Below are 22629 nucleotides of genomic sequence, written 5' to 3' on the forward strand. Positions count from 1 at the left end.
TTATTGAGGCGTTTTAAATTTATGCTTGACCAGTTGGTCCAAAATTTAAAGGTATGGGCGGATGCTCTTCCTCTTTTATTTGTCCGTGTGTACTTTCGAAACGATGAATGTTTTCGTTTAATGCTTTTAATAAGCGTTTGGCGTGTTGTGGCGTTAATATAATTCTAGATTTTACTTTTGCTTTAGGAACGCCTGGCATTAAAGCAATAAAATCTAATACAAATTCGGTATTCGAATGGTTGATTATGGCTAGATTGGAATAGGTTCCTTCTGCTACTTTTTCGTCTAGTTCAATATTGATTTGGCCTTCTTGGTTGTTGTTTTCCATTTTTATTGGGTGTTAGGTGAATTGTAAATTGTAAATTTCTACTTTTAAATTAAACATATAAGGCATATAAGAGAATGTAAGCTTTTTTATTATACTTTTGACTTTCGACTTTCGTGTAATGCAATAATACAAAAACCTTTTGATTTAAAAAAAAGCCTAACAGAAAAAAATCTGTTAGGCCTTTTTAGTATATTAAGAAAAAGAATTAGTAATTAAATTCTTCTTTTCCAGCCATTAATTCGCTGTATTCTTCTTTAGAACCTACAATAATGTTATCGTAATCTCTCATACCTGTTCCAGCAGGAATTCTGTGACCTACAATTACATTTTCTTTCAATCCTTCTAATGTATCAATTTTACCAGCAACAGCCGCTTCGTTTAATACTTTAGTTGTTTCCTGGAACGATGCCGCAGAAATGAATGATTTTGTTTGTAACGATGCTCTTGTAATACCTTGTAAAACTGGTGTTGCAGTAGCCGTAATTACATCTCTTGCAGAAACTAAGTTTTTATCTTCACGTTTTAATAATGAATTTTCATCTCTTAATTCTCTTGGAGAAATAATTTGTCCTGGTTTTAAGCTTGAAGAGTCACCAGCATCTTCTACAACTTTCATTCCGTATAACTTATCGTTTTCTAAAATGAAGTCTGAAGTATGTGCTAATTGATCTTCTAAGAATAATGTATCTCCTGGATCTTGAATTCTTACTTTTCTCATCATTTGACGAATCACTACTTCGAAGTGTTTGTCATTGATTTTTACCCCTTGTAAACGGTACACCTCTTGAATTTCATTTACCAAGTACTGTTGTACAGCAGATGGCCCTTGAATTCTTAAGATATCTTCTGGAGTAATTGCTCCGTCTGATAAAGGCGTTCCTGCTCTTACGAAGTCATTTTCTTGAACTAAGATTTGAGCGGATAGCTTCACTAAATATTTCTTAACATCTCCGAATTTAGATTCAATTGATAACTCACGGTTACCTCTTTTCACTTTTCCGAAAGTAACTACACCATCAATTTCAGTAACTACTGCAGGGTTTGAAGGATTACGAGCTTCTAACAACTCGGTAATTCTTGGTAAACCTCCTGTAATATCACTTGCTTTAGATGAACGACGAGGAATTTTAACAAGAATTTTTCCTGCTTTAATTTTCTCGCCATTATCAACCATAAGGTGTGCCCCTACTGGTAAATTGTATGATCTAATTAATTCTCCATCTTTACCATAAATATGTAATGTTGGGATTAATTTTTTGTTACGTCCTTCAGAAATTACTTTTTCTTGGAAACCTGTTTGCTCATCAATTTCAACCATGAATGATTGTCCTTGTTCTAAATCTTCATAAGCAATTTTACCTGTAAATTCAGATACAATTACACCATTATAAGGATCCCACTTACAGATTGTTGCTCCTTTTTCTACTTTATCTCCGTCTTTAACGAAAATTGTAGAACCGTAAGGAATATTATGTGTACTTAATAAAATACCTGTATTAACGTCAACTAATTTTAATTCGGTAGAACGAGAAATTACGATATCGATAGCGTTACCATCAGCATCTTCTCCTTTTACAGTTTTTAAATCTTCGATTTCTAATTTTCCAGCAAAACGTGCAGAAATTCCTGCTTCTTCAGAAATACCCCCTGCAACCCCTCCAACGTGGAACGTACGAAGTGTTAACTGTGTACCTGGCTCTCCAATTGACTGTGCAGCAATTACACCGACAGCTTCACCTCTTTGTGCCATTTTACCAGTAGCTAAATTACGACCGTAACATTTTGTACAGATTCCTTTTTTAGCTTCACAAGTTAATGCTGAACGAACTTCTACTTTTTCAATTGGCGAAGCTTCAACAGCTTTAACAATTGCTTCTGTAATGTGCTCACCTGCATGAATTAAAACTTCAGAATTAAATGGATTTACAACATCTTGTAAGGCCACACGTCCTAAAATTCTTTCTCCTAAGGTTTCTACTATTTCTTCGTTTTTCTTTAATGCTGAAACTTCAACACCTCTTAATGTTCCACAATCTACAGAATTGATAATAACATCTTGAGATACATCATGTAACCTTCTTGTTAAATATCCTGCATCGGCAGTTTTAAGAGCCGTATCCGCTAATCCTTTACGTGCACCGTGAGTAGAAATGAAGTATTCTAAAATTGATAAACCTTCTTTAAAGTTAGAAAGAATTGGATTTTCAATAATTTCACCACCACCTGCAGTCGATTTTTTCGGCTTAGCCATTAATCCACGCATACCAGTTAACTGACGAATTTGTTCTTTAGAACCCCTTGCACCAGAGTCAAGCATCATATATACCGAGTTGAAACCTTGTTGGTCTTCACGGATATTTTTCATAGCTAATTCTGTTAATTGTGCATTGGCAGATGTCCAAATATCAATTACCTGATTGTAACGCTCGTTATTTGTAATAAGTCCCATGTTATAGTTCATAGAAATACCTTCTACTTGTACACGAGCATCAGCAATTAATTGCGTTTTTTGTTCTGGAATACGAATATCACCCAAACTGAATGACAATCCACCTTTGAAAGCGAATTTGTAACCCATATCTTTCATATCATCTAAGAAAGCTGCTGTAGTAGGTACATCCGTTACCGATAAAATTTTACCAATAATATCTCTTAACGATTTTTTTGTTAAAACTTCATTAATATATCCTGCAGCTTCAGGTACTACTTCATTAAATAATACTCTACCTGCTGTAGTTTGAATAATTTGGTTTACTTGTTCTCCATTTTCATTAAAATCTCTTGCTCTAATTTTCACTCTAGCATTTAATTCTAATCTTCCTTCGTTTAAAGCAATGTTTACTTCTTCCGCAGAATAGAAAGTTAATCCTTCTCCTAAAATGGCATGTTCCGGAGTTGATAAACGCTCTTTGGTCATGTAATACAGACCCAACACCATGTCTTGAGAAGGTACCGTGATAGGCGCTCCATTCGCAGGATTCAAGATATTGTGAGACGCCAACATTAATAATTGTGCTTCCAAAATTGCTTCTGGACCTAAAGGTAAGTGAACCGCCATCTGGTCACCATCGAAATCGGCGTTGAATGCCGTACATACTAATGGGTGTAACTGGATTGCTTTTCCTTCAATTAACTTAGGTTGGAACGCTTGGATACCTAAACGGTGAAGCGTAGGCGCACGGTTAAGTAATACTGGATGTCCTTTGATAACATTTTCTAAGATATCCCATACTACTGGTTCTTTTTTGTCGATAATTTTCTTAGCCGACTTCACTGTTTTAACAATTCCTCTTTCGATTAATTTACGAATAACGAATGGTTTGTATAATTCAGCAGCCATATCTTTTGGTAATCCACATTCGAACAATTTCATTTCTGGACCAACAACAATTACAGAACGAGCAGAATAATCTACACGTTTTCCTAATAAGTTTTGACGGAAACGACCTTGTTTTCCTTTTAATGAATCGGATAAAGATTTTAATGGTCTGTTTGATTCTGTTTTAACTGCAGAAGCTTTTCTTGTATTATCGAAAAGTGAATCTACCGCTTCTTGTAACATACGTTTTTCATTACGTAAGATTACTTCAGGCGCTTTAATTTCCACTAATCTTTTTAAACGATTGTTACGGATGATTACTCTTCTGTATAAATCATTTAAATCTGAAGTTGCGAAACGACCACCATCTAAAGGCACAAGAGGACGTAATTCTGGTGGAATAACCGGAATTACCTTTAAAATCATCCATTCTGGACGGTTTTCTCTGTTTTTGTTAGATTCACGGAAAGATTCAACAACATTCAATCTTTTTAATGCTTCTGTTTTTCTTTGTTTAGACGTTTCATTATTTGCAGCGTGACGTAATTTGTATGATAACTCATCTAAATCAGTACGTGCTAATAAATCCATAATACATTCAGCACCCATTTTGGCGATAAATTTATTTGGATCGTTATCGTCTAAATATTGGTTTTCCATTGGTAAAGTATCCACAATATTTAGATATTCTTCTTCTGTTAAGAAATCCAATCTGTTTAATTCTTCTCCTTCTGGACCTTTAGCTATACCGGCTTGAATTACTACATATCTTTCGTAGTAAATAATCATATCTAATTTTTTAGATGGTAATCCTAAAACGTAACCAATTTTATTTGGAAGTGAACGGAAATACCAGATATGAGCAATTGGCACCACAAGATTGATATGCCCTACTCTGTCTCTACGTACTTTTTTCTCAGTAACTTCCACCCCACATCGGTCACAAACGATTCCTTTGTAGCGTATTCTTTTATATTTTCCACAAGCACATTCGAAATCTTTTACTGGTCCGAAAATTCGTTCACAGAAAAGTCCATCTCTTTCTGGTTTGTGTGTACGGTAGTTGATGGTTTCAGGTTTTAACACTTCACCTCTTGATTCACCTAACATGGCTTCTGGCGATGCCAAACCAATTGTTATTCTGTTAAATCTTTTAACTCCTGTACTTTTGTCTTTGTTATTTCTATTATTCATCATAGTTTTTACTATTGATTTATGTGCAATTTAAAATTGATTCTTGTTATCCTCTAAAGATTTACTTTAGATTTAACGCTACCTCGGCTTACTTCTCTAAACTTCAACATTAACGTTGTAAGTGCTAATTATATTTCTATAAAAAATCGGAACGGTTTACGGGTATAAATCCTAAAAACTCTTTATTAATATAGTGTTCAGTGTTCAGTTTTTAGTGTTCAGACTGACTACTAAAAACTGACCACTGAATACTGAAATTATTCTTCTAATCTGATATCTAAACCAAGACCTTTTAATTCATGCATTAATACATTGAATGATTCAGGTAATCCTGGTTCTGGCATAGTTTCACCTTTAACGATTGCTTCGTACGTTTTGGCTCTACCATTAACGTCATCCGATTTAACAGTTAAGATTTCTCTTAAAGTACTTGATGCACCATATGCTTCAAGCGCCCAAACCTCCATCTCTCCGAAACGTTGACCTCCAAATTGCGCTTTACCTCCTAAAGGTTGTTGCGTAATTAATGAGTATGGTCCGATAGAACGTGCGTGCATTTTATCATCTACCATATGCCCTAATTTAAGCATATAGATAACTCCAACAGTTGCTGGTTGATGGAAACGCTCTCCAGTTCCACCATCGTATAAATACGTATGACCGAATCTTGGAATTCCAGCTTCGTCAGTATAGCCATTAATTTGATCTAATGAAGCACCATCAAAGATAGGGGTTGCAAACTTTTTACCAGTTTTTAGACCTGCCCAACCTAATACGGTTTCATAAATCTGTCCAATGTTCATACGAGAAGGTACGCCTAATGGATTTAATACGATATCTACTGGTGTTCCGTCTTCTAAGAAAGGCATATCTTCCTGACGAACGATTTTAGCAACAATACCTTTGTTACCGTGACGTCCTGCCATTTTATCCCCAACTTTTAGCTTACGTTTTTTAGCGATATATACTTTAGCTAATTTTAAAATTCCAGCAGGTAATTCATCTCCAACAGAAATTGTAAATTTCTCTCTTCTTAGTACCCCTTGTAAATCGTTTAATTTGATTTTATAGTTGTGTACTAAATCGTTAATTAATGAATTGGTATGTTCGTCTGTAGTCCATTGTCCTTTTGTTAAGTGAGCAAAATCGTCTACAGCTTGTAACATTTTTTTAGTGAATTTTTTACCTTTTGGTAGTACTTCTTCACCTAAATCATTGATTACACCTTGAGAAGTTTTTCCGTCTACGATTAAGAATAATTTATCAATTAACCTGTCTTTTAATTCGGTGAATTTCACTTCGAATTCCATTTCAAGTTTGTCTAAATCTTCTTTATCTTTTGAACGCTTACGTTTATCTTTAACGGCTTTAGCAAATAATTTTTTATCTAAAACCACACCGTGTAATGAAGGAGATGCTTTTAATGAAGCATCTTTTACATCACCCGCTTTATCACCAAATATAGCACGTAATAATTTTTCTTCTGGAGTTGGATCTGATTCCCCTTTAGGTGTAATTTTTCCAATAAGAATGTCGCCAGGTTTCACCTCTGCACCAATTCTAATCATACCATTTTCATCTAAATCTTTAGTAGCTTCTTCAGAAACGTTAGGTATATCGTTAGTTAACTCTTCATTACCTAATTTAGTATCTCTAACTTCTAATGAATAATCATCAACGTGAATAGATGTAAAAATATCATCTCTAACTACTTTTTCAGAAATTACAATTGCATCCTCAAAGTTATACCCTTTCCAAGGCATAAAGGCAACTTGTAGGTTTCTTCCTAAAGCCAATTCTCCGTTTTGAGTAGCATATCCTTCACAAAGTACTTGACCTTTTTCCACTCTAGAACCTTTTCTTACGATAGGTTTTAAGTTAATAGTAGTACTTTGATTGGTTTTTCTGAATTTGATTAAGTTATAAGATTTTTCATCTTCATCAAAACTTACCATTCTTTGTTCGTCAGTACGGTCGTATTTAATAGTTACTTTATCAGCATCTACATACGTTACAATACCAGCACCTTCTGCATTAATAAGCACACGAGAATCAGACGCAACTTGTCTTTCTAAACCAGTTCCTACAATAGGCGCTTCTGGTCTTAATAAAGGTACTGCCTGACGCATCATGTTAGAACCCATCAAGGCTCTATTCGCATCATCATGCTCTAAGAATGGAATTAATGAAGCTGAAATAGAAGCAATTTGATTTGGTGCTACATCTGTATAATGTACTGCAGATGGAGAAACCACAGGGAAATCTCCTTCTTCACGAGCAATTACATTAGCAGCAGTAATTTTACCTTTAGCATCCATTTCAATGTTTGCTTGTGCAATCATTTTTCCTTCTTCTTCTTCTGCACTTAAATAAACTGGAGTTGACTCTAAATCTACTACACCATCAGTTACCTTACGGTAAGGTGTTTCGATGAATCCCATTCCATTTACTTTTGCATATACACCAAGTGAAGAAATCAAACCAATGTTTGGTCCCTCAGGTGTTTCAATAGGACATAAACGTCCGTAATGCGTATAGTGAACGTCACGAACCTCGAATCCCGCTCTTTCTCTGGATAAACCTCCAGGTCCAAGTGCAGATAAACGACGTTTGTGAGTAATCTCTGCTAATGGATTCGTTTGATCCATAAACTGAGATAACTGGTTTGTACCAAAGAATGAATTAATTACAGATGATAACGTTTTAGCGTTAATCAAATCGATAGGAGTAAATACTTCGTTATCACGTACATTCATTCTTTCACGAATAGTACGCGCCATACGAGCTAAACCTACACCAAACTGTGCAGATAATTGTTCACCAACCGTTCTAACACGACGGTTAGATAAGTGGTCAATATCATCAATCTCAGCTTTTGAATTAATTAATTCTATTAAGTATTTTACAATCGTAATGATATCTTCTTTCGTTAAAACTTGTTTGTCCATAGGGATGTCTAAGTTTAACTTTTTATTCATTCTGTAACGACCTACATCACCTAAATTGTAACGTTGGTCAGAGAAGAATAATTTGTCGATAATACCACGAGCCGTTTCTTCATCAGGCGGTTCGGCATTACGTAATTGTCTATATATATGTTCTACGGCTTCTTTTTCAGAGTTCGTAGGGTCTTTTTGCAATGTATTGTGGATAATAGCGAAATCGGCTTGATTGCTATCTTCTTTGTGTAATAAAATTACTTTAACATCTGCTTCAATAATTTCTTCTACGTTTTCTTTATCTAAAATCGTATCACGATCTAAGATAATTTCATTACGCTCAATAGAAACCACTTCCCCAGTGTCTTCATCAACGAAATCTTCATGCCAAGTATTTAATACACGAGCAGCAAGTCTTCTTCCGATGAATTTTTTGATTCCAGTTTTAGACACTTTAATTTCTTCCGCAAGGTCGAAAATTTCAAGAATGTCCTTATCTCTTTCGAAACCTATGGCACGGAAAAGAGTAGTAACTGGTAATTTTTTCTTTCTATCAATGTACGCATACATTACGTTATTGATATCTGTTGCAAATTCTATCCAAGAACCTTTGAAAGGAATTACTCTGGCAGAATATAATTTAGTTCCGTTTGCGTGGAAAGATTGACCAAAGAAAACCCCTGGTGATCTATGCAATTGAGAAACCACAACACGTTCTGCGCCATTAATAACGAAAGTTCCGCTTGGCGCCATGTATGGAATAGTACCTAAATATACATCTTGCACAATAGTTTCAAAATCCTCGTGCTCTGGATCTGTACAATACAATTTCAAACGTGCTTTTAAAGGAACGCTATACGTTAAACCTCTATCAATACATTCTTCGATTGTATATCTTGGTGGGTCAATAAAGTAATCTAGGAACTCCAATACAAATTGGTTTCTAGTATCCGTTATTGGAAAATTTTCCATGAAGGTATTATAAAGACCTTCGTTACCTCTTTCGTCTGATTTAGTTTCTAATTGAAAAAAATCTTGAAATGACTTCACCTGAATATCTAGAAAATCTGGATAATTCGGAATGTTTTTTGTCGAGGCAAAATTGATTCTTTCTGTTTGATTAGCAATCATCAATGGATAATATTTTTGATTAAAAAAAAGTAATTTTTGTGATAACACAACATTTATAAAATATTTTATACTTTTTTTTTACAACCAATACATCTTTAAAAACAAATGAAATTTATTTTTTTTCTTCGTATTGATTTAAAAAAACATTTTTCGAAATTATAAAACTATATAATTTTATTATACGAAAAATGGTTTAGGTCGTTGGAAACGATTTCCAAGACCTAAACCTGTATTTCAAACTGAGTGAGATTATTTTAACTCAACAACAGCTCCTGCTTCTTCTAAAGCTTTCTTAAGCCCTTCAGCCTCATCTTTAGAAACGCCTTCTTTAACATTTGCTGGAGCAGCATCTACTAAATCTTTAGCTTCTTTAAGACCTAAACCAGTTAATTCTTTAACCGCTTTAACTACTCCTAATTTAGAAGCACCAGCTTCTTTTAATACTACTGTAAATTCTGATTGCTCAGCACCAGCACCAGCATCACCACCACCAGCAGCAACTACTACAGCTGCAGCAGCAGGCTCGATACCATACTCGTCTTTTAATATTGTTGCTAATTCGTTAACTTCTTTTACTGTTAAATTAACTAATTGTTCTGCGAATTGTTTTAAATCTGCCATTTTTTCTATCTTTAATGTGTTTAAAATATGTAATTTATTAAGTGCGTTTTGTTTTGTTATTCTGCAGCTTCACCTTTCGTTTCAGCATTGTTTAATAAAGCTGAAAGGATACGTTTAGCTGGAGATTGTAATAATCCGATGATTTCACCGATAACTTCTTCTCTAGATTTAATAGCTACTAAACTATCTAAAAGTTCGTCACCAATGTAAACTTCTTGATTAATATATGCTCCTTTTAAAACAGGTTTTTGTCCTTTTTTACGGAATTCTTTAATAATTTTTGCAGGACCATTTGCGGTATCTGCAATCATTATAGAAGTATTTCCTTTTAAAGTTGACGATAAATCTCCATAGTCGTTTGCAGAAACCTCCATAGCTTTCGCTAATAAAGTGTTTTTTACAACTTCTAATTTGATTCCTGCTTTAAAACAAGCTCTTCTTAAGTCTGAAGTAGTCCCTGCATCAAGTCCAGAAATGTCTGCTAAATACACAACATTCACATCTGCTAACTGTGCAGTTAAATCTTCAATAGCAATTGATTTTTCTTCTCTAGTCATACTAAATATATTTAACTACCAATTATACTGCTTTAGGATCTAAAGCGATAGCAGGACTCATAGTACTTGTTAAGTGAATAGACTTAATGTAAGTACCTTTCGCTGCAGTTGGTTTTAATTTGATTAATGTTTGAACAATTTCGTGTGCATTGTCATAGATTTTATCAGCATCGAAAGATACTCTACCTATTCCTGCATGAACGATACCAGTTTTATCAACTTTAAAGTCAATTTTACCAGCTTTTACTTCTTGAATTGCTTTAGCAACATCCATTGTTACTGTACCTGTTTTAGGGTTTGGCATTAAACCTCTTGGTCCTAAAACACGTCCTAATGGACCTAATTTACCCATAACAGCTGGCATAGTGATAATTACATCAACATCTGTCCAACCATCTTTGATTTTTTGAAGGTAGTCATCTAAACCAACGTGGTCTGCACCTGCTGCTTTAGCTTCCGCTTCTTTATCTGGAGTAACTAAGGCTAAAACTCTTACATCTTTACCTGTACCGTGTGGTAATGCAACCACACCTCTTACCATTTGATTTGCTTTTCTTGGATCTACTCCAAGTCTAACAGAGATATCAACTGATTCATCAAACTTTGCAGAAGCAATTTGTTTGATTAATACTGAAGCATCTTTTAAAGAATATAATTTATTCTTTTCAATTTTTGCTGCAGCTTCTTTTTGCTTTTTTGTCAATTTTGCCATATCTCTTATTTTAGAGGAGAATCTCCAGTTACAGTTATACCCATAGATCTAGCTGTTCCAGCAATCATACTCATTGCAGCTTCCATTGTGAATGCATTTAAATCTGCCATTTTATCTTCAGCGATTGCCTTAATCTGATCCCAAGTAACGCTTGCTACTTTTTTACGATTAGGCTCTCCTGAACCAGACTTTAATTTTGCAGCATCCATTAATTGAACCGCAGCAGGTGGAGTTTTTACAACAAAGTCAAAAGACTTGTCTTTATATACAGTAATTTGTACTGGACATATTTTGCCGGGTTTATCTTGTGTTCTAGCATTAAATTGCTTACAGAACTCCATGATGTTAACTCCAGCAGCTCCCAAAGCAGGTCCAACCGGTGGCGACGGGTTCGCAGCACCTCCCTTAACTTGTAGTTTAACTACTTTACTAACTTCTTTAGCCATTTTTTAAATTTTTACATTAACCATTGGAAGCGATTAATGCGGGTTTATATATATGTAACAAAAATTATACTTTTTCAACTTGCATAAAACTTAATTCTAAAGGTGTTTTTCTACCGAAAATTTTCACCATTACTTCAAGTTTACGCTTTTCTTCATTTATTTTTTCAATAGTTCCATTGAAACCATTGAAAGGTCCATCGATAACTTTAACTGTTTCATCAATAGAGAAAGGAATGTTAACGTTTTCTGTTGTTACAGATAATTCGTCAACCTTACCTAACATTCTGTTTACTTCAGCCAGTCTTAATGGAACTGCTTCACCACCTTTAGTTTCACCTAAAAAACCGATAACACCGGTAATAGATTTTATAATATGTGGAATTTCACCTGTTAAGTTAGCTTCTATCATAACATAACCTGGGAAATATACTCTTTCTTTTGATATTTTTTTGCCGTCTTTTACTTGTACTACTTTTTCAGTAGGCACAAGAACTTGTGAGACATAATCAGCCATTCCAACACGATTAACTTCTTGCTCAATATAAGCTTTAATCTTGTTTTCTTGTCCGCTTACCGCTCTAACGACATACCATTTCTTTACGTTATTATCAGCCATTTCGTATTAACCTTTTAACAAATTAAAGAAACCGTTTAATACTTTTGTAAAAGTTAAATCAATACCCCAAGTTGCTAAAGCAAATATTACTGAAAATAATGCTACAACGATAGTGTATTTTTGTACTTCTGCCCATTCTGGCCAAGTTACATTTGATTTTAATTCTTCGAATGCTTCAGAGAAATATTTTAACATGATATTTACATTATTTTGCACGAGCGGAGGGATTCGAACCCCCATCAATGGTTTTGGAGACCACTATTCTGCCCTTGAACTACGCTCGTATGTTAAAATCAGTACCGATTGCTCGATACTGATTTAAAAAAATATTATTGACTTTAAATTAGTCTAAAATTTCAGTTACCTGTCCAGCACCTACTGTTCTACCACCTTCACGGATAGCGAAACGTAAACCTAAAGACAATGCAATTGGAGATAATAATTCAACATCAATTGTTAAGTTATCACCTGGCATAACCATCTCTCTTCCTTGTGGTAACATAATAGTACCTGTTACGTCAGTTGTACGTACATAAAACTGAGGACGGTAATTATTATGGAATGGAGTATGACGTCCACCTTCTTCTTTTTTCAAGATATAAACCTCTGCTTTAAATTTTGCGTGTGGTTTTACTGAACCTGGCTTAATAATAACCATACCTCTTTTGATATCAGCTTTATCAATACCTCTTAACAATAAACCTACGTTATCTCCAGCTTCACCTCTATCTAAGATTTTACGGAACATTTCAACTCCTGTAATAGTAGATGTTAATTTTTCAGCACCCATACCGATAATTTCAACTGGGTCTCCTGTATTAGCAATACCTGTTTCGATACGACCTGTAGCAACAGTTCCACGACCAGTAATTGTAAATGAATCTTCAACTGGCATTAAGAATGGTTTTTCAACGTCACGAACTGGTAATTCAATCCATGAATCTACTGCATCCATTAATTCCATAATAGTAGCTACCCATTTTGGATCTCCATTCAAACCTCCTAAAGCAGAACCTTGAATAACTGGACCATTATCACCATCATATTGATAGAAAGATAATAAGTCTCTGATTTCCATCTCAACTAACTCTAATAATTCAGCATCATCAACCATATCCACTTTGTTCATGAATACAACCATTCTTGGCACACCTACTTGGCGACCTAAAAGGATATGCTCACGAGTTTGTGGCATTGGACCATCTGTAGCAGCAACTACTAAGATAGCACCGTCCATTTGTGCAGCACCTGTAACCATGTTCTTAACGTAATCCGCGTGACCTGGACAGTCTACGTGAGCGTAGTGACGGTTAGCAGTTGAATACTCAACGTGCGACGTGTTAATTGTAATACCTCTTTCTTTTTCTTCTGGAGCATTATCAATTTGATCAAATGATTTTGCTTCTGATAAACCTGCATCTGACAATACTTTTGTAATTGCAGCTGTTAACGTAGTTTTACCGTGATCTACGTGTCCGATAGTACCAATATTCAAATGGGGCTTCGAACGGTCGAATGTTTCCTTTGCCATGATTTTAAAATTTAATCTTAGTTATTTATTAGTGTTCAAAAATTATTTCTATTTTGAGCCAATGTCGGGAATTGAACCCGAGACCTCTTCCTTACCAAGGAAGCACTCTACCCCTGAGCTACACCGGCTTTTGTGAGTTCAGAGTTAAAAACAAACCTAAATTTGCTCTTAATCCTATTTATTCTATTTATCAATTTTAAAGATTTTACTTAAAATAGTTTTAAATAAATTCATTTAAAAAAGTTTGTGGGGAGAGCAGGATTCGAACCTGCGAAGTTTTCACAGCAGATTTACAGTCTGCCCTCGTTGGCCGCTTGAGTATCTCCCCTAACCTTACTTAAAAAATCAAAAAAACAAATACTAAATTCTAAATACACATTAGAAAATGCACTTATTTATTTTGATTAACATAATTTCAAAGAGCCAGTGGAGGGACTCGAACCCACGACCTGCTGATTACAAATCAGCTGCTCTAGCCAGCTGAGCTACACCGGCGTTTTATACATAAAAAAAGTCCGCTATTTCTAACGGACTGCAAATGTATGTAATTTATTTATTAATCAAAACTTTTTTAAATCTTTTTTTCAATTAACTGTGCGCTCTTAATTTTTCTTTTCTCTTTACTAATAATCGTTCTAAAGATTCAATTGCTAAATCTGCAGCTTCTTCAAAACTTTTACTGTGTTTGGTTACAATAAAATCATCACCAGGAACCAATACCTTTAATTCAACTGTTTTGTTTTCTTTTTCGCTTATATTTTCTACTTTTAAAAACGCATCCGAAGAAATTACCTTATCGTAATATTTTTCTAATTTAGTCATTCTTTCATCTATAAAATCAACTAATTTTCTGTCGATATTAAAATTAACTGCATGTACATTCACTTTCATAATAATTATAGGTTTTAATTAAACATTACTTGTTTCTTGGGTGTGCATTGCTGTATACTTTTTTTAACTCTGACAAACTACTGTGTGTGTAAATCTGAGTAGATGACAAACTAGCGTGACCAAGCAACTCTTTAACTGAATTTAAATCTGCACCGTTATTTAACAAATGTGTTGCAAAGGAATGCCTAAGAACGTGGGGGCTTCTTTTTACCTTTTCAGATATAGTACTAAAGTAATCATTTATTAATCGATACACAAACGTTTCGCTTATTTTATTTCCTTTTTTAGATAAAATTAACTTTTCGGGAGCACCTATATTATCGAGTTCTTTACGTTTTGTTAAATATAATTTTATTACATCAGTCGTGGATGCTAATAAAGGTATAATTCTTTCCTTATTTCTTTTTCCTAATACCTTTATAGTATTGCCATAAAAATCTATTGCATTTGTTTCTAAATTAATTAATTCCGCTCTTCGCATTCCAGTTGCGTATAATAATTCTACAACCAATCTATTTCGCACACTATCAAAATCGGTTTCTAAAAAATGCAATTCAAATAAGGTATTAATTTCTTTTTCAGAAAAAGGAATCTGAACTTGTTTGGGTGTTTTTAACGATTTGTGTTTTACAAAAGGATTGTTTTCAATTTGCTTTGTTTTTAATAGAAACTTGTAAAACGATTTTAAGGATGCCATTTTTCTATTAATTGAAGAAGCTGCAATTTTTGCATCGGATAATTTAACAATCCAACTTCGAATTAAAGCATAATTTACTTCTTCTAATAAACAAGCGTCGTGATGTTCATTTAAAAAAGTTTGAAATGACATAATGTCTTTTTGATACGCATTCACAGTAAGTGGAGAATACTTTTTTTCCTTTTCGAGATATTCTAGATGTGACTGTAAATTATTACGCATAAAAAAACCGTTAGATACAAATTTATAATTTATAATCTAACGGTTAAAGTATTTAATCAAAAAATGATGGATTAACTTTCTAAGTTGTCTCTCATGTTTTGGATGTAAGCCGCTTTTTGAATTTTGATTCTGTTTGTCACAGAAGGCTTAATGAAAGCTTGACGTGCACGTAACTGACGAACAGTTCCTGTTTTATCAAATTTTCTTTTATAGCGCTTTAATGCTCTATCGATATTTTCTCCGTCTTTAATTGGTATAATTAACATAATATTGACACCTCCTCTCGTTAAGGGTGCAAACTTAAATAAAAATTATGAATTATGAATTACGAATTGTGAATTATTTTTAAAACAACTATTTAACGGCTGGTTTATAATTTTGATTATCGATAATCATTTTCGATAAAATTTCTTTTAAAATTTCTGAAGTACCACCGCCAATTGGACCTAAACGACTGTCTCTTAACAATCGTGCTAACGGGTATTCTTCCATATATCCATAACCACCAAGCATTTGTAAGCAATCGTAAATAGCTAAATCAGCTACTTTTGTAGATTTCAATTTTGCCATTGTAGCCTCTTTTACTACATACTCTCCATTGTTTAATCTAGCCACAGCTGCGTAATTGAAGATTTTGCAGTGTTCAACTTCAGTAGCGTGTTCCACCATTGTATGACGTAGCGCTTGAAATTTATTAATTTTACTTCCAAATGCCTCACGTTGCGACATATATTCTATAGTATAATCGATGGCATATTCCGCTCTGGCGTGAGCATTAACTGCCATTATTAATCTTTCAAATGCAAAATGCTGCATAATGTATGGAAATCCTTTTCCTTCTTCACCCATTAAATTTTCTAAAGGAATCTCAACATTATCAAATGCAATTTCTGCAGTATCCGATGCTCTCCAACCTAATTTATCAAGTTTGGTTGCAGAAATTCCTTTTAAATTGGTATCTACTAAAAAAATACTAATTCCTTTATTTCCAAGTTCTGGATTTGTTTTTGCAGCTACTATATAATAATCGGCATACACACCATTTGTAATAAATGTTTTCGAGCCGTTTATAATAAATTTATTTCCTTGCTTTACAGCCGTAGTTCGCATGCCTGCTACATCACTTCCTCCAAAAGGTTCGGTTACGCAAAGTGCACCAATTTTGTCACCTAATATACTTGGCGCTAAATAATTTTGTTTGATAGCTTCACTTCCTTCTGCGTTTAAATGCGTCATGGCTAAATAAGCGTGTGCCCACATAGCTGCAGCAAAACCAGAAGACTTAATTTTTTGAAGTTCTTCTAAAAAAACAACGGTATAAAACAAATCTAAGTTTAATCCACCATAAGCTTCAGGATAATTAATTCCGAAAAAGCCCATTTCACCAAATTTTTTCCAAATAAAGCGTTCAATTGTGCCTGTTTTTTCCCATTTTTCAATATGAGGCACAACTTCTTTTTGTAAAAAATCTTGTAAACTTTTTCTGAACAATTCGTGTTCTTCTGTAAAATATAATGAATTCATTAATTAGATTTTATTGGTTTGTTTTTAGAATTCCAAATATAAGGCTATTATTTTTAATTTTTCAAGTGGAAATTGCTTAACATTTGTTAAATCTTCACTGCTTTTAAAATCGCCATTCATACTTCTAAAAGTTACAATATTCTTAGCTATAGTGTAATTAAAGTATGGAAATTGTTGTAATTCTTTTATGGTAGAAGTGTTAATATTTATCTTTTTTAAGTTTTCTGAAGATTTAATTTGGAATTTTTTATTCAAATCTGCAATTGCTTCAGGCGAAATTCCCCAAATAAAACCTAATTGATCCATAGAAGCAAAATTTCCAAATCGTTCTCGTTCAGAAATTATTTTAAGCGCTAATTTTTCGCCAATCATATAGACTTTTTCTAATTCTACTTGATTAGCTTTATTTAAATCTTGTACAACAATTTTAGATTCTTTTTTATCAAATTTCTGATACGTGTTTTCATATTTCAACTGATAGTTTTTAGAAGTTTTATTGGTTACCCAATCTGGAAATTTAAAATATATTGCATATTGTTTCATCCATTCATTTGAAACTCCAGTTAGTTTCTGAAATTCTGCATTTGAATTTACATATTTATTTTGCGCTCTAAAGTGATGCAACTTGTCAATTTGCGTTTCTGACATACCTAACTTATATCCTTTGTAGTCTGAAATAAAATTTGGATTGAATGGATAAATTTTATTGGAATTTTCTTGATTTACTACTTTTATACTATCAATTTCATTTTGAGCTAAAAGCCAATTTTTCTCTTCTTGAGTTAAATCCGAAGATGTTGTTTCCTTTTGGTTTTTATACCAATAAATAAATAGTTGTAACAATCCAATGCTACAAATTAATATTGCAATTCCGAAATAATGTCCTTTAGAAAATCGTAACATAGATTACTGTTATAAATCAAAAACTGAACTTCGTTTGGTGTAAACTAAATCTTTAAGTTTATATATAAAAGCTAAAGTTAAATAAAAACCAAAACCTAATCCTACAGTAATAAAAGATATATATACAAAAAACAAACGTACTTGAGTGGCACGCATTCCTAATCTGTCCGCTAGACGAGAAGCTACAAAAAATCCGTTTTTTTCGAAGAAGTGTAGTAAATTGTACATATATGCGAATAAATATTCAAAGTATAAAGATACTTAGTTTTTTAACAATTGCAAACCTACAGCGCAGTTAAGGCATTTATTTTTATTACAATATTCATTTTTAAGTTCTAATAATGATTGTGATTGAAAAGCATTTACTGATTTTACATTATAAGCTGAGAATTTCTCGAGAATAGCATTTTTTTCTGAAGGTATTGATTCTAAAAGATATATTAATTCTTCAATATTTAATTTTCCTTGATGTTTAGCATAACAAAACTTTATAGGAATTACTGTATTAATTAGTATCAAATCGATAAATTGATTGGTTAAACCTTTACTTTTTGTTTTACTTGTTTTTGAAAAATTATAATGATTTATCCAATATTCTGAAGTTTCACTTTTTAATAATTGTTTGATTTGAGAATAAGAATTTGCTTGAATCAATTGAGCAAACAGATTGTGATTATTCGCTATTAAATTTGCAAATTGCGATAAACGTATTGTTGGAAAATTATCTGGTCGAAGTTTAAAAAATTGCGGATACAAACCAAATTCTGATTCTAAATTATATTTTATTTTGAGATAGCTCCAATGCAATGCTAATTTTGTGTGGTATTCATCTTCGATAGGCTCATCTAATAAATTTAATTTACCGAAAAATAAGGCTTCCAAATTTTCAACATCAAAACTTTCTTTTCTAATTATCGAAAAAGGAATAGATTGAGCCAATTGCAAAAAGCAATCGCCATTTGTATTCAAACCAAAATTTTTGGATAACAATTCAAAAAAAATGGCTTCCCAATTCGTATTTGTTTCTCGTAATCGCTTATCTATAATTTCAGATTTTCTTTCTAATCTATTTAAAAACAAACTTTCTAACCAATTTTCCCAAACAAACGTATCAATTTCTGCGATTTGATTTTCGCAATTTATCCAAGATTTAGAAGTTATTAGCGATTTATACTTGTTTATTTCAGAAAGTGGGACGTACTTTTTTAATTCTAAAGTTGGGATTTCAGAATTGTCTTTTCTAAAAATGGGCGTATCATTTTCCCAGACTACGTGAAGAATTACGTTGTCATAATTAGCGTCCTTTTCGTGATTGTGTAAATACCAATCGGAAGATTTAACGTGAATTTCAATATTTCCAGCCCATTTTTGCTGATTAATAGAAATTTGAGCATTAAAAATGTCAGGACCCGCATTTTGTAAATACTGTCCAAAATGATTGATTTCTAACTTTTCGTTAAGATGTGTTTTGAGTTGGGTAAATGGTAGTTTCTTATTTACCCATAAATAATGGAGAAATTCTTCTTGCATCGCGTGTACTTTTTAATTTGGCTTATATATAAAACAAATATAAAAAAAACGGATAACATATTGCTATCCGTTTTTAAAATATTTATTTAGATTTTCTATTTAATGGAACTAATAATATCGTGTTTTGTAATGATATGATGTTTTCCGTTTCCTAAATCTACCAAAACCGCTTGATTGTCTTTATTAATTAATTTAGAAACTTCATCAATAGAAGCCGAGGCCAAAACAACTGGAAAGGGCTTACCCATAACTTCTTTAATAGGCAAATCTGCAATGTCTTTATTTTCAAAATAACTTCTAAACAAATCCGATTCATCTAAACTTCCTACAAAACCAGTCGTATCAATTACAGGAATTTGAGAAATTTTGTATTTTTTTAATCTTTCAATAGCGTGAGAAACCAATTCTTCTGTTCTAACAATAATTAAAGGTTTGTCTTTATGATCTTTGATTAAATCCTCGGCCTTGGTTATGTCTTCTTCTAAAAATCCACGTTCTCGCATCCATTCGTCATTATACATTTTACCAACATATCGACTTCCAGAATCGTGAAACAAAACAACCACAACGTCATCTGGTTTAAAATGTTCTTTCAATTGTAAAACACCTTTAACAGCTGCACCAGCAGAATTTCCACAAAACATCCCTTCTTCTAAAGCTAATTTTCGAGTATAAACTGCAGCGTCTTTATCAGTAACTTTTGTAAATCCGTCTATCAAAGAAAAATCTACATTTAATGGTAAAATATCTTCACCAATTCCTTCTGTTATGTACGAATATATTTCATTTTCATCAAAAATACCTGTTTCGTGGTATTTTTTAAATACGGATCCATATGTATCAATTCCCCAAATTTTTATATTCGGATTTTGTTCTTTCAAATATTTAGCCACACCAGAAATCGTTCCGCCAGTTCCTACTCCAACCACAAAATGTGTAATCTTGCCTTCTGTTTGTTTCCAAATTTCTGGCCCCGTTTGCTCATAGTGTGCAGTTGCATTACTCGGGTTGTCATATTGATTTACATACCAAGAATTTGGAATTTCATCACCTAATCTTTTAGAAACAGAATAATATGAACGTGGATCAGTAGGTTCTACATCTGTAGGACACACTATAACTTTCGCGCCTACAGCACGTAAAATATCTGACTTCTCTTTTGACTGCTTGTCCGAGATTACAAAAATACATTTATATCCTTTAACAATAGCTGCTAAAGCCAAACCCATTCCTGTATTTCCAGAAGTTCCTTCAATGATGGTTCCGCCTGGTTTTAATCGACCATCTGCTTCAGCATCCTCCACCATTTTTAACGCCATTCTGTCTTTAACAGAATTTCCTGGGTTAAATGTTTCCAACTTCCCAAGAACCAAACAAGGTAAATCTGCTGTAATTTTATTTATTTTTACAATTGGTGTATTGCCAATAGTTTCTAATATATTTTTAGCGTATTTCATATCATTTTTTTGTGATGACAAAGTTACATTTTCTTGTATGATTTACAAAAAATAACTTCAATTGGTCGATTTTGTTCTATTTAAAGAAATTCCACTCTAATCCGAAACGAATGTGAAAATCACGAAATGGCGAATTTGGCGTGTTAAAATAATCTACTTTATTAGTAAACAACGCATTAAAATGTTCTGCTTTAAGGTAAATTCTACATTGCTGAACACGAGCATTTACAAAGAAATCTAAAACAGGGAAACCTCCGACTTTTGTCTGGTCTTGAACATAAAATTCACCTAAAACACCAACATAATCATTTGCATAATGCTTACTAAAGTAGTTTGCTGTAATACCCGTTTGCAATAACATAGCTTTCTTAAATACCGATTTAGTATAATACAATGTATTTCGTAAAACAATATTTGGCAAATTTAAAATTTTAGCATCTTGCTGTACTTCTTGAAATTTTACTCTGTTATCTAATGCCCAACTTCTAAAATTAATTTCTTTGGCTACTTCAGCGCTTGCATATTGAATAGATTTACTGTATTGTAATGGTTTTATGAGTAAAACATCTAAACGTTGTGTTGTATTATAAAAATACAAATGGTCATTTAAATTTGATATTTGAACAGTTGCATCCACCCATTTGTTTTTAGTTTCCACTTTAATAGTGCTGATTTTTTCATTTTTAAAAGGCGTGTCCCAATTGTAATTATTGTAATCACTTTTATGAAATACAAAAATATTATCTGGAACTTTACTAACTTGTTGTGCTGATATTTTTACAAAATTATCGTTTGAAAATCTATACTTGGCAAAAGCTTCAAAATTTGATGCCGGCTGATTGGAAATGGCATTCTGCAATAAAATATTGAAATTCCATTTATTTCTGTCAAACTCATATTGGCCACCTACCGAAGTTACGCGATTGTGTAAATTATATTTGTCATTTGAATTGTACAATATATTTTCTGGAATAACATAAAACTGATTGTAGGAATAATTATCCAGAAAAAAGTTAATTTCACCTAACGTTTTAGTTTTAAAACTAACACCAACTTTATTGTAAAACACATCAAAACGGGTTTTGTTATTTATAGATGATGAAATTGCAGTACCCAGACGGTCACTTTTTGTGGCTTGAATATATTCGTAAAATTTATTTTCATAATAGGCCTGATGTTTAATCACTAATGAATTACCAGTAGAAAATTGATATGATTGATTTATAAAATAACGGTTTCCTTTTAATTTAGAAGAAGCATCTGTAAAATATACATCTACACGTTCTCTTTGACTAAAAGATGGGTTTGTACCATCTAATTGTTCTAATGTTTTTACACCTCCGTTTTCTTGGTTGAAAATATCTTGACCAATAAAATTAGCTTTTAAAAAATATTTTTTATTTAATGAATGATAATTTGTTATAAACCTAAAATGACCAGAACTTGTTAGATTATTAAAATAATCTCCAATCGAACGAATTGATTTATAAGCAATCGTAAAATTTAAATTTGGTTTGGTATTTACAGATAATAAGGCATCTAAACTTTGCCCTTGACGCATAACGGTTTTGAAATAGATATCCGTTAAAGGAGTTGGCACCGAATAATAATAAATATCATTTGTATTTAAATAAGAAACGTGTTTCGCATTAAAACCAAATTGAGGCAAAGAACCAGTAGTTTTTTTTGAAAAATCTAATTGATTATATAAGTACCCTTCATTTGAAAAGGAGAATAACCCAAAATTATCTTTTCTTAAGTAATTATATTTATATTCATCTTGTATCGTCAAAGATGTATCAATATATACCGTATCTTTTTGAGTATTGAAAGTTTTATAAAGTTTAATATCTGCTTTTAAGTCTACAACTTTGGTAGTATCTCTTTCTTGGGCGTTCGAAGAAAATGACAAAGCAAAAAACAATATAATAAGTAGGGTTCTCATTTTAACAATTTAAAGGGCAAATGTACTGAGAATTTGTTGTAAAAAAAAACCCCGATAAAATCGGGG

The 22629-nt window shown here is 32.7% G+C and carries 19 protein-coding genes and 4 tRNA genes; all 23 read right to left on the minus strand.

The genetic code is table 11. From position 1 onward, the window contains the following. Positions 1-19 precede the first annotated feature (19 nt). The 23 genes from ACIQ16_RS02145 to ACIQ16_RS02255 all read right to left on the minus strand — a co-directional run bounded on the left by ACIQ16_RS02145 (position 20) and on the right by ACIQ16_RS02255 (position 22563). Complete coding sequence (locus ACIQ16_RS02145; protein ID WP_353150085.1) at positions 20-328, minus strand: DUF3467 domain-containing protein; 309 nt, start codon at positions 326-328, stop codon at positions 20-22. Positions 329-533: 205 nt separating this feature from the next. Next, positions 534-4844 (minus strand): DNA-directed RNA polymerase subunit beta', encoded by a 4311-nt coding sequence (gene rpoC / locus ACIQ16_RS02150; RefSeq protein WP_396148347.1) that lies wholly within the window; start codon positions 4842-4844, stop codon positions 534-536. Between the two features lie 254 nt (positions 4845-5098). Beyond that, positions 5099-8911, minus strand: a complete 3813-nt coding sequence (rpoB, locus tag ACIQ16_RS02155; RefSeq protein ID WP_396148348.1) for a DNA-directed RNA polymerase subunit beta — start codon at positions 8909-8911, stop codon at positions 5099-5101. A gap of 249 nt (positions 8912-9160) precedes the next feature. Then, positions 9161-9532: a 50S ribosomal protein L7/L12 gene (gene rplL, locus ACIQ16_RS02160; protein WP_396148349.1), complete on the minus strand. Its 372-nt coding sequence runs from the start codon at positions 9530-9532 to the stop codon at positions 9161-9163. Positions 9533-9588: 56 nt separating this feature from the next. Continuing rightward, positions 9589-10089, minus strand: coding sequence for a 50S ribosomal protein L10 (rplJ, locus tag ACIQ16_RS02165; protein WP_396148350.1), 501 nt, complete (start codon positions 10087-10089; stop codon positions 9589-9591). Positions 10090-10111: 22 nt separating this feature from the next. Beyond that, positions 10112-10801: a 50S ribosomal protein L1 gene (gene rplA, locus ACIQ16_RS02170; protein ID WP_166075916.1), complete on the minus strand. Its 690-nt coding sequence runs from the start codon at positions 10799-10801 to the stop codon at positions 10112-10114. A 5-nt stretch (positions 10802-10806) separates the two neighbouring features. Then, positions 10807-11247, minus strand: a complete 441-nt coding sequence (gene rplK, locus ACIQ16_RS02175) for a 50S ribosomal protein L11 (protein WP_091309369.1) — start codon at positions 11245-11247, stop codon at positions 10807-10809. A 64-nt stretch (positions 11248-11311) separates the two neighbouring features. Next, complete coding sequence (gene nusG, locus ACIQ16_RS02180) at positions 11312-11863, minus strand: transcription termination/antitermination protein NusG (protein WP_353150104.1); 552 nt, start codon at positions 11861-11863, stop codon at positions 11312-11314. Between the two features lie 6 nt (positions 11864-11869). Beyond that, positions 11870-12058, minus strand: coding sequence for a preprotein translocase subunit SecE (gene secE, locus ACIQ16_RS02185; RefSeq protein WP_291241155.1), 189 nt, complete (start codon positions 12056-12058; stop codon positions 11870-11872). Between the two features lie 18 nt (positions 12059-12076). Continuing rightward, positions 12077-12147 (minus strand) — tRNA-Trp (locus ACIQ16_RS02190). A gap of 59 nt (positions 12148-12206) precedes the next feature. After that, on the minus strand, positions 12207-13394 hold the full coding sequence (gene tuf, locus ACIQ16_RS02195) for an elongation factor Tu (protein WP_291241156.1): 1188 nt from the start codon (positions 13392-13394) through the stop codon (positions 12207-12209). A gap of 56 nt (positions 13395-13450) precedes the next feature. Further along, positions 13451-13522, minus strand: a tRNA-Thr gene (locus tag ACIQ16_RS02200). A gap of 119 nt (positions 13523-13641) precedes the next feature. Then, a tRNA-Tyr gene (locus tag ACIQ16_RS02205) sits at positions 13642-13722 on the minus strand. 93 nt (positions 13723-13815) lie between these two features. Beyond that, a tRNA-Thr gene (locus tag ACIQ16_RS02210) sits at positions 13816-13889 on the minus strand. Between the two features lie 93 nt (positions 13890-13982). Then, on the minus strand, positions 13983-14285 hold the full coding sequence (hpf, locus tag ACIQ16_RS02215; RefSeq protein WP_291241157.1) for a ribosome hibernation-promoting factor, HPF/YfiA family: 303 nt from the start codon (positions 14283-14285) through the stop codon (positions 13983-13985). 25 nt (positions 14286-14310) lie between these two features. Then, the gene (locus ACIQ16_RS02220) at positions 14311-15204 is read right to left on the minus strand and encodes a tyrosine-type recombinase/integrase (protein WP_396148351.1); all 894 of its coding nucleotides are present in this window, start codon (positions 15202-15204) and stop codon (positions 14311-14313) included. Positions 15205-15275: 71 nt separating this feature from the next. Next, positions 15276-15470, minus strand: coding sequence for a 30S ribosomal protein S21 (gene rpsU / locus ACIQ16_RS02225; protein ID WP_166127146.1), 195 nt, complete (start codon positions 15468-15470; stop codon positions 15276-15278). Between the two features lie 88 nt (positions 15471-15558). Then, on the minus strand, positions 15559-16728 hold the full coding sequence (locus ACIQ16_RS02230; RefSeq protein WP_396148352.1) for an acyl-CoA dehydrogenase family protein: 1170 nt from the start codon (positions 16726-16728) through the stop codon (positions 15559-15561). 24 nt (positions 16729-16752) lie between these two features. Further along, positions 16753-17631 (minus strand): ComEA family DNA-binding protein, encoded by an 879-nt coding sequence (locus tag ACIQ16_RS02235; RefSeq protein ID WP_396148353.1) that lies wholly within the window; start codon positions 17629-17631, stop codon positions 16753-16755. Positions 17632-17640: 9 nt separating this feature from the next. Next, a complete protein-coding gene (locus ACIQ16_RS02240; protein WP_396148354.1) occupies positions 17641-17859 on the minus strand; it encodes a PspC domain-containing protein in 219 nt (72 codons plus the stop codon). A 33-nt stretch (positions 17860-17892) separates the two neighbouring features. Beyond that, positions 17893-19161 carry a DUF2851 family protein gene (locus ACIQ16_RS02245; protein ID WP_396148355.1) on the minus strand — a complete coding sequence of 423 codons (1269 nt, stop codon included), beginning with the start codon at positions 19159-19161 and terminating at the stop codon, positions 17893-17895. 95 nt (positions 19162-19256) lie between these two features. Beyond that, on the minus strand, positions 19257-20618 hold the full coding sequence (locus ACIQ16_RS02250; protein WP_396148356.1) for a pyridoxal-phosphate dependent enzyme: 1362 nt from the start codon (positions 20616-20618) through the stop codon (positions 19257-19259). A gap of 76 nt (positions 20619-20694) precedes the next feature. Beyond that, a complete protein-coding gene (locus ACIQ16_RS02255; protein WP_396148357.1) occupies positions 20695-22563 on the minus strand; it encodes a putative porin in 1869 nt (622 codons plus the stop codon). Positions 22564-22629: the final 66 nt, after the last annotated feature.

Source organism: Flavobacterium sp., assembly GCF_044360715.1.
Lineage (GTDB): Bacteria > Bacteroidota > Bacteroidia > Flavobacteriales > Flavobacteriaceae > Flavobacterium.

Bases quoted from the DNA above. Each gene is read 5' to 3' on its own strand.
- rpsU (WP_166127146.1), bottom strand. From the start codon at position 15,470: ATGTTAATTATACCAATTAAAGACGGAGAAAATATCGATAGAGCATTA.
- ACIQ16_RS02245 (WP_396148355.1), bottom strand. From the start codon at position 19,161: ATGCAAGAAGAATTTCTCCATTATTTATGGGTAAATAAGAAACTACCA.
- nusG (WP_353150104.1), bottom strand. From the start codon at position 11,863: ATGGCTGATAATAACGTAAAGAAATGGTATGTCGTTAGAGCGGTAAGC.
- rpoC (WP_396148347.1), bottom strand. From the start codon at position 4,844: ATGATGAATAATAGAAATAACAAAGACAAAAGTACAGGAGTTAAAAGA.
- secE (WP_291241155.1), bottom strand. From the start codon at position 12,058: ATGTTAAAATATTTCTCTGAAGCATTCGAAGAATTAAAATCAAATGTA.
- hpf (WP_291241157.1), bottom strand. From the start codon at position 14,285: ATGAAAGTGAATGTACATGCAGTTAATTTTAATATCGACAGAAAATTA.
- rpoB (WP_396148348.1), bottom strand. From the start codon at position 8,911: ATGATTGCTAATCAAACAGAAAGAATCAATTTTGCCTCGACAAAAAAC.
- ACIQ16_RS02255 (WP_396148357.1), bottom strand. From the start codon at position 22,563: ATGAGAACCCTACTTATTATATTGTTTTTTGCTTTGTCATTTTCTTCG.
- rplA (WP_166075916.1), bottom strand. From the start codon at position 10,801: ATGGCAAAATTGACAAAAAAGCAAAAAGAAGCTGCAGCAAAAATTGAA.
- ACIQ16_RS02235 (WP_396148353.1), bottom strand. From the start codon at position 17,631: ATGTTACGATTTTCTAAAGGACATTATTTCGGAATTGCAATATTAATT.
- rplL (WP_396148349.1), bottom strand. From the start codon at position 9,532: ATGGCAGATTTAAAACAATTCGCAGAACAATTAGTTAATTTAACAGTA.
- ACIQ16_RS02250 (WP_396148356.1), bottom strand. From the start codon at position 20,618: ATGAAATACGCTAAAAATATATTAGAAACTATTGGCAATACACCAATT.
- ACIQ16_RS02220 (WP_396148351.1), bottom strand. From the start codon at position 15,204: ATGCGTAATAATTTACAGTCACATCTAGAATATCTCGAAAAGGAAAAA.
- ACIQ16_RS02230 (WP_396148352.1), bottom strand. From the start codon at position 16,728: ATGAATTCATTATATTTTACAGAAGAACACGAATTGTTCAGAAAAAGT.
- rplK (WP_091309369.1), bottom strand. From the start codon at position 11,247: ATGGCTAAAGAAGTTAGTAAAGTAGTTAAACTACAAGTTAAGGGAGGT.
- tuf (WP_291241156.1), bottom strand. From the start codon at position 13,394: ATGGCAAAGGAAACATTCGACCGTTCGAAGCCCCATTTGAATATTGGT.
- ACIQ16_RS02240 (WP_396148354.1), bottom strand. From the start codon at position 17,859: ATGTACAATTTACTACACTTCTTCGAAAAAAACGGATTTTTTGTAGCT.
- rplJ (WP_396148350.1), bottom strand. From the start codon at position 10,089: ATGACTAGAGAAGAAAAATCAATTGCTATTGAAGATTTAACTGCACAG.
- ACIQ16_RS02145 (WP_353150085.1), bottom strand. From the start codon at position 328: ATGGAAAACAACAACCAAGAAGGCCAAATCAATATTGAACTAGACGAA.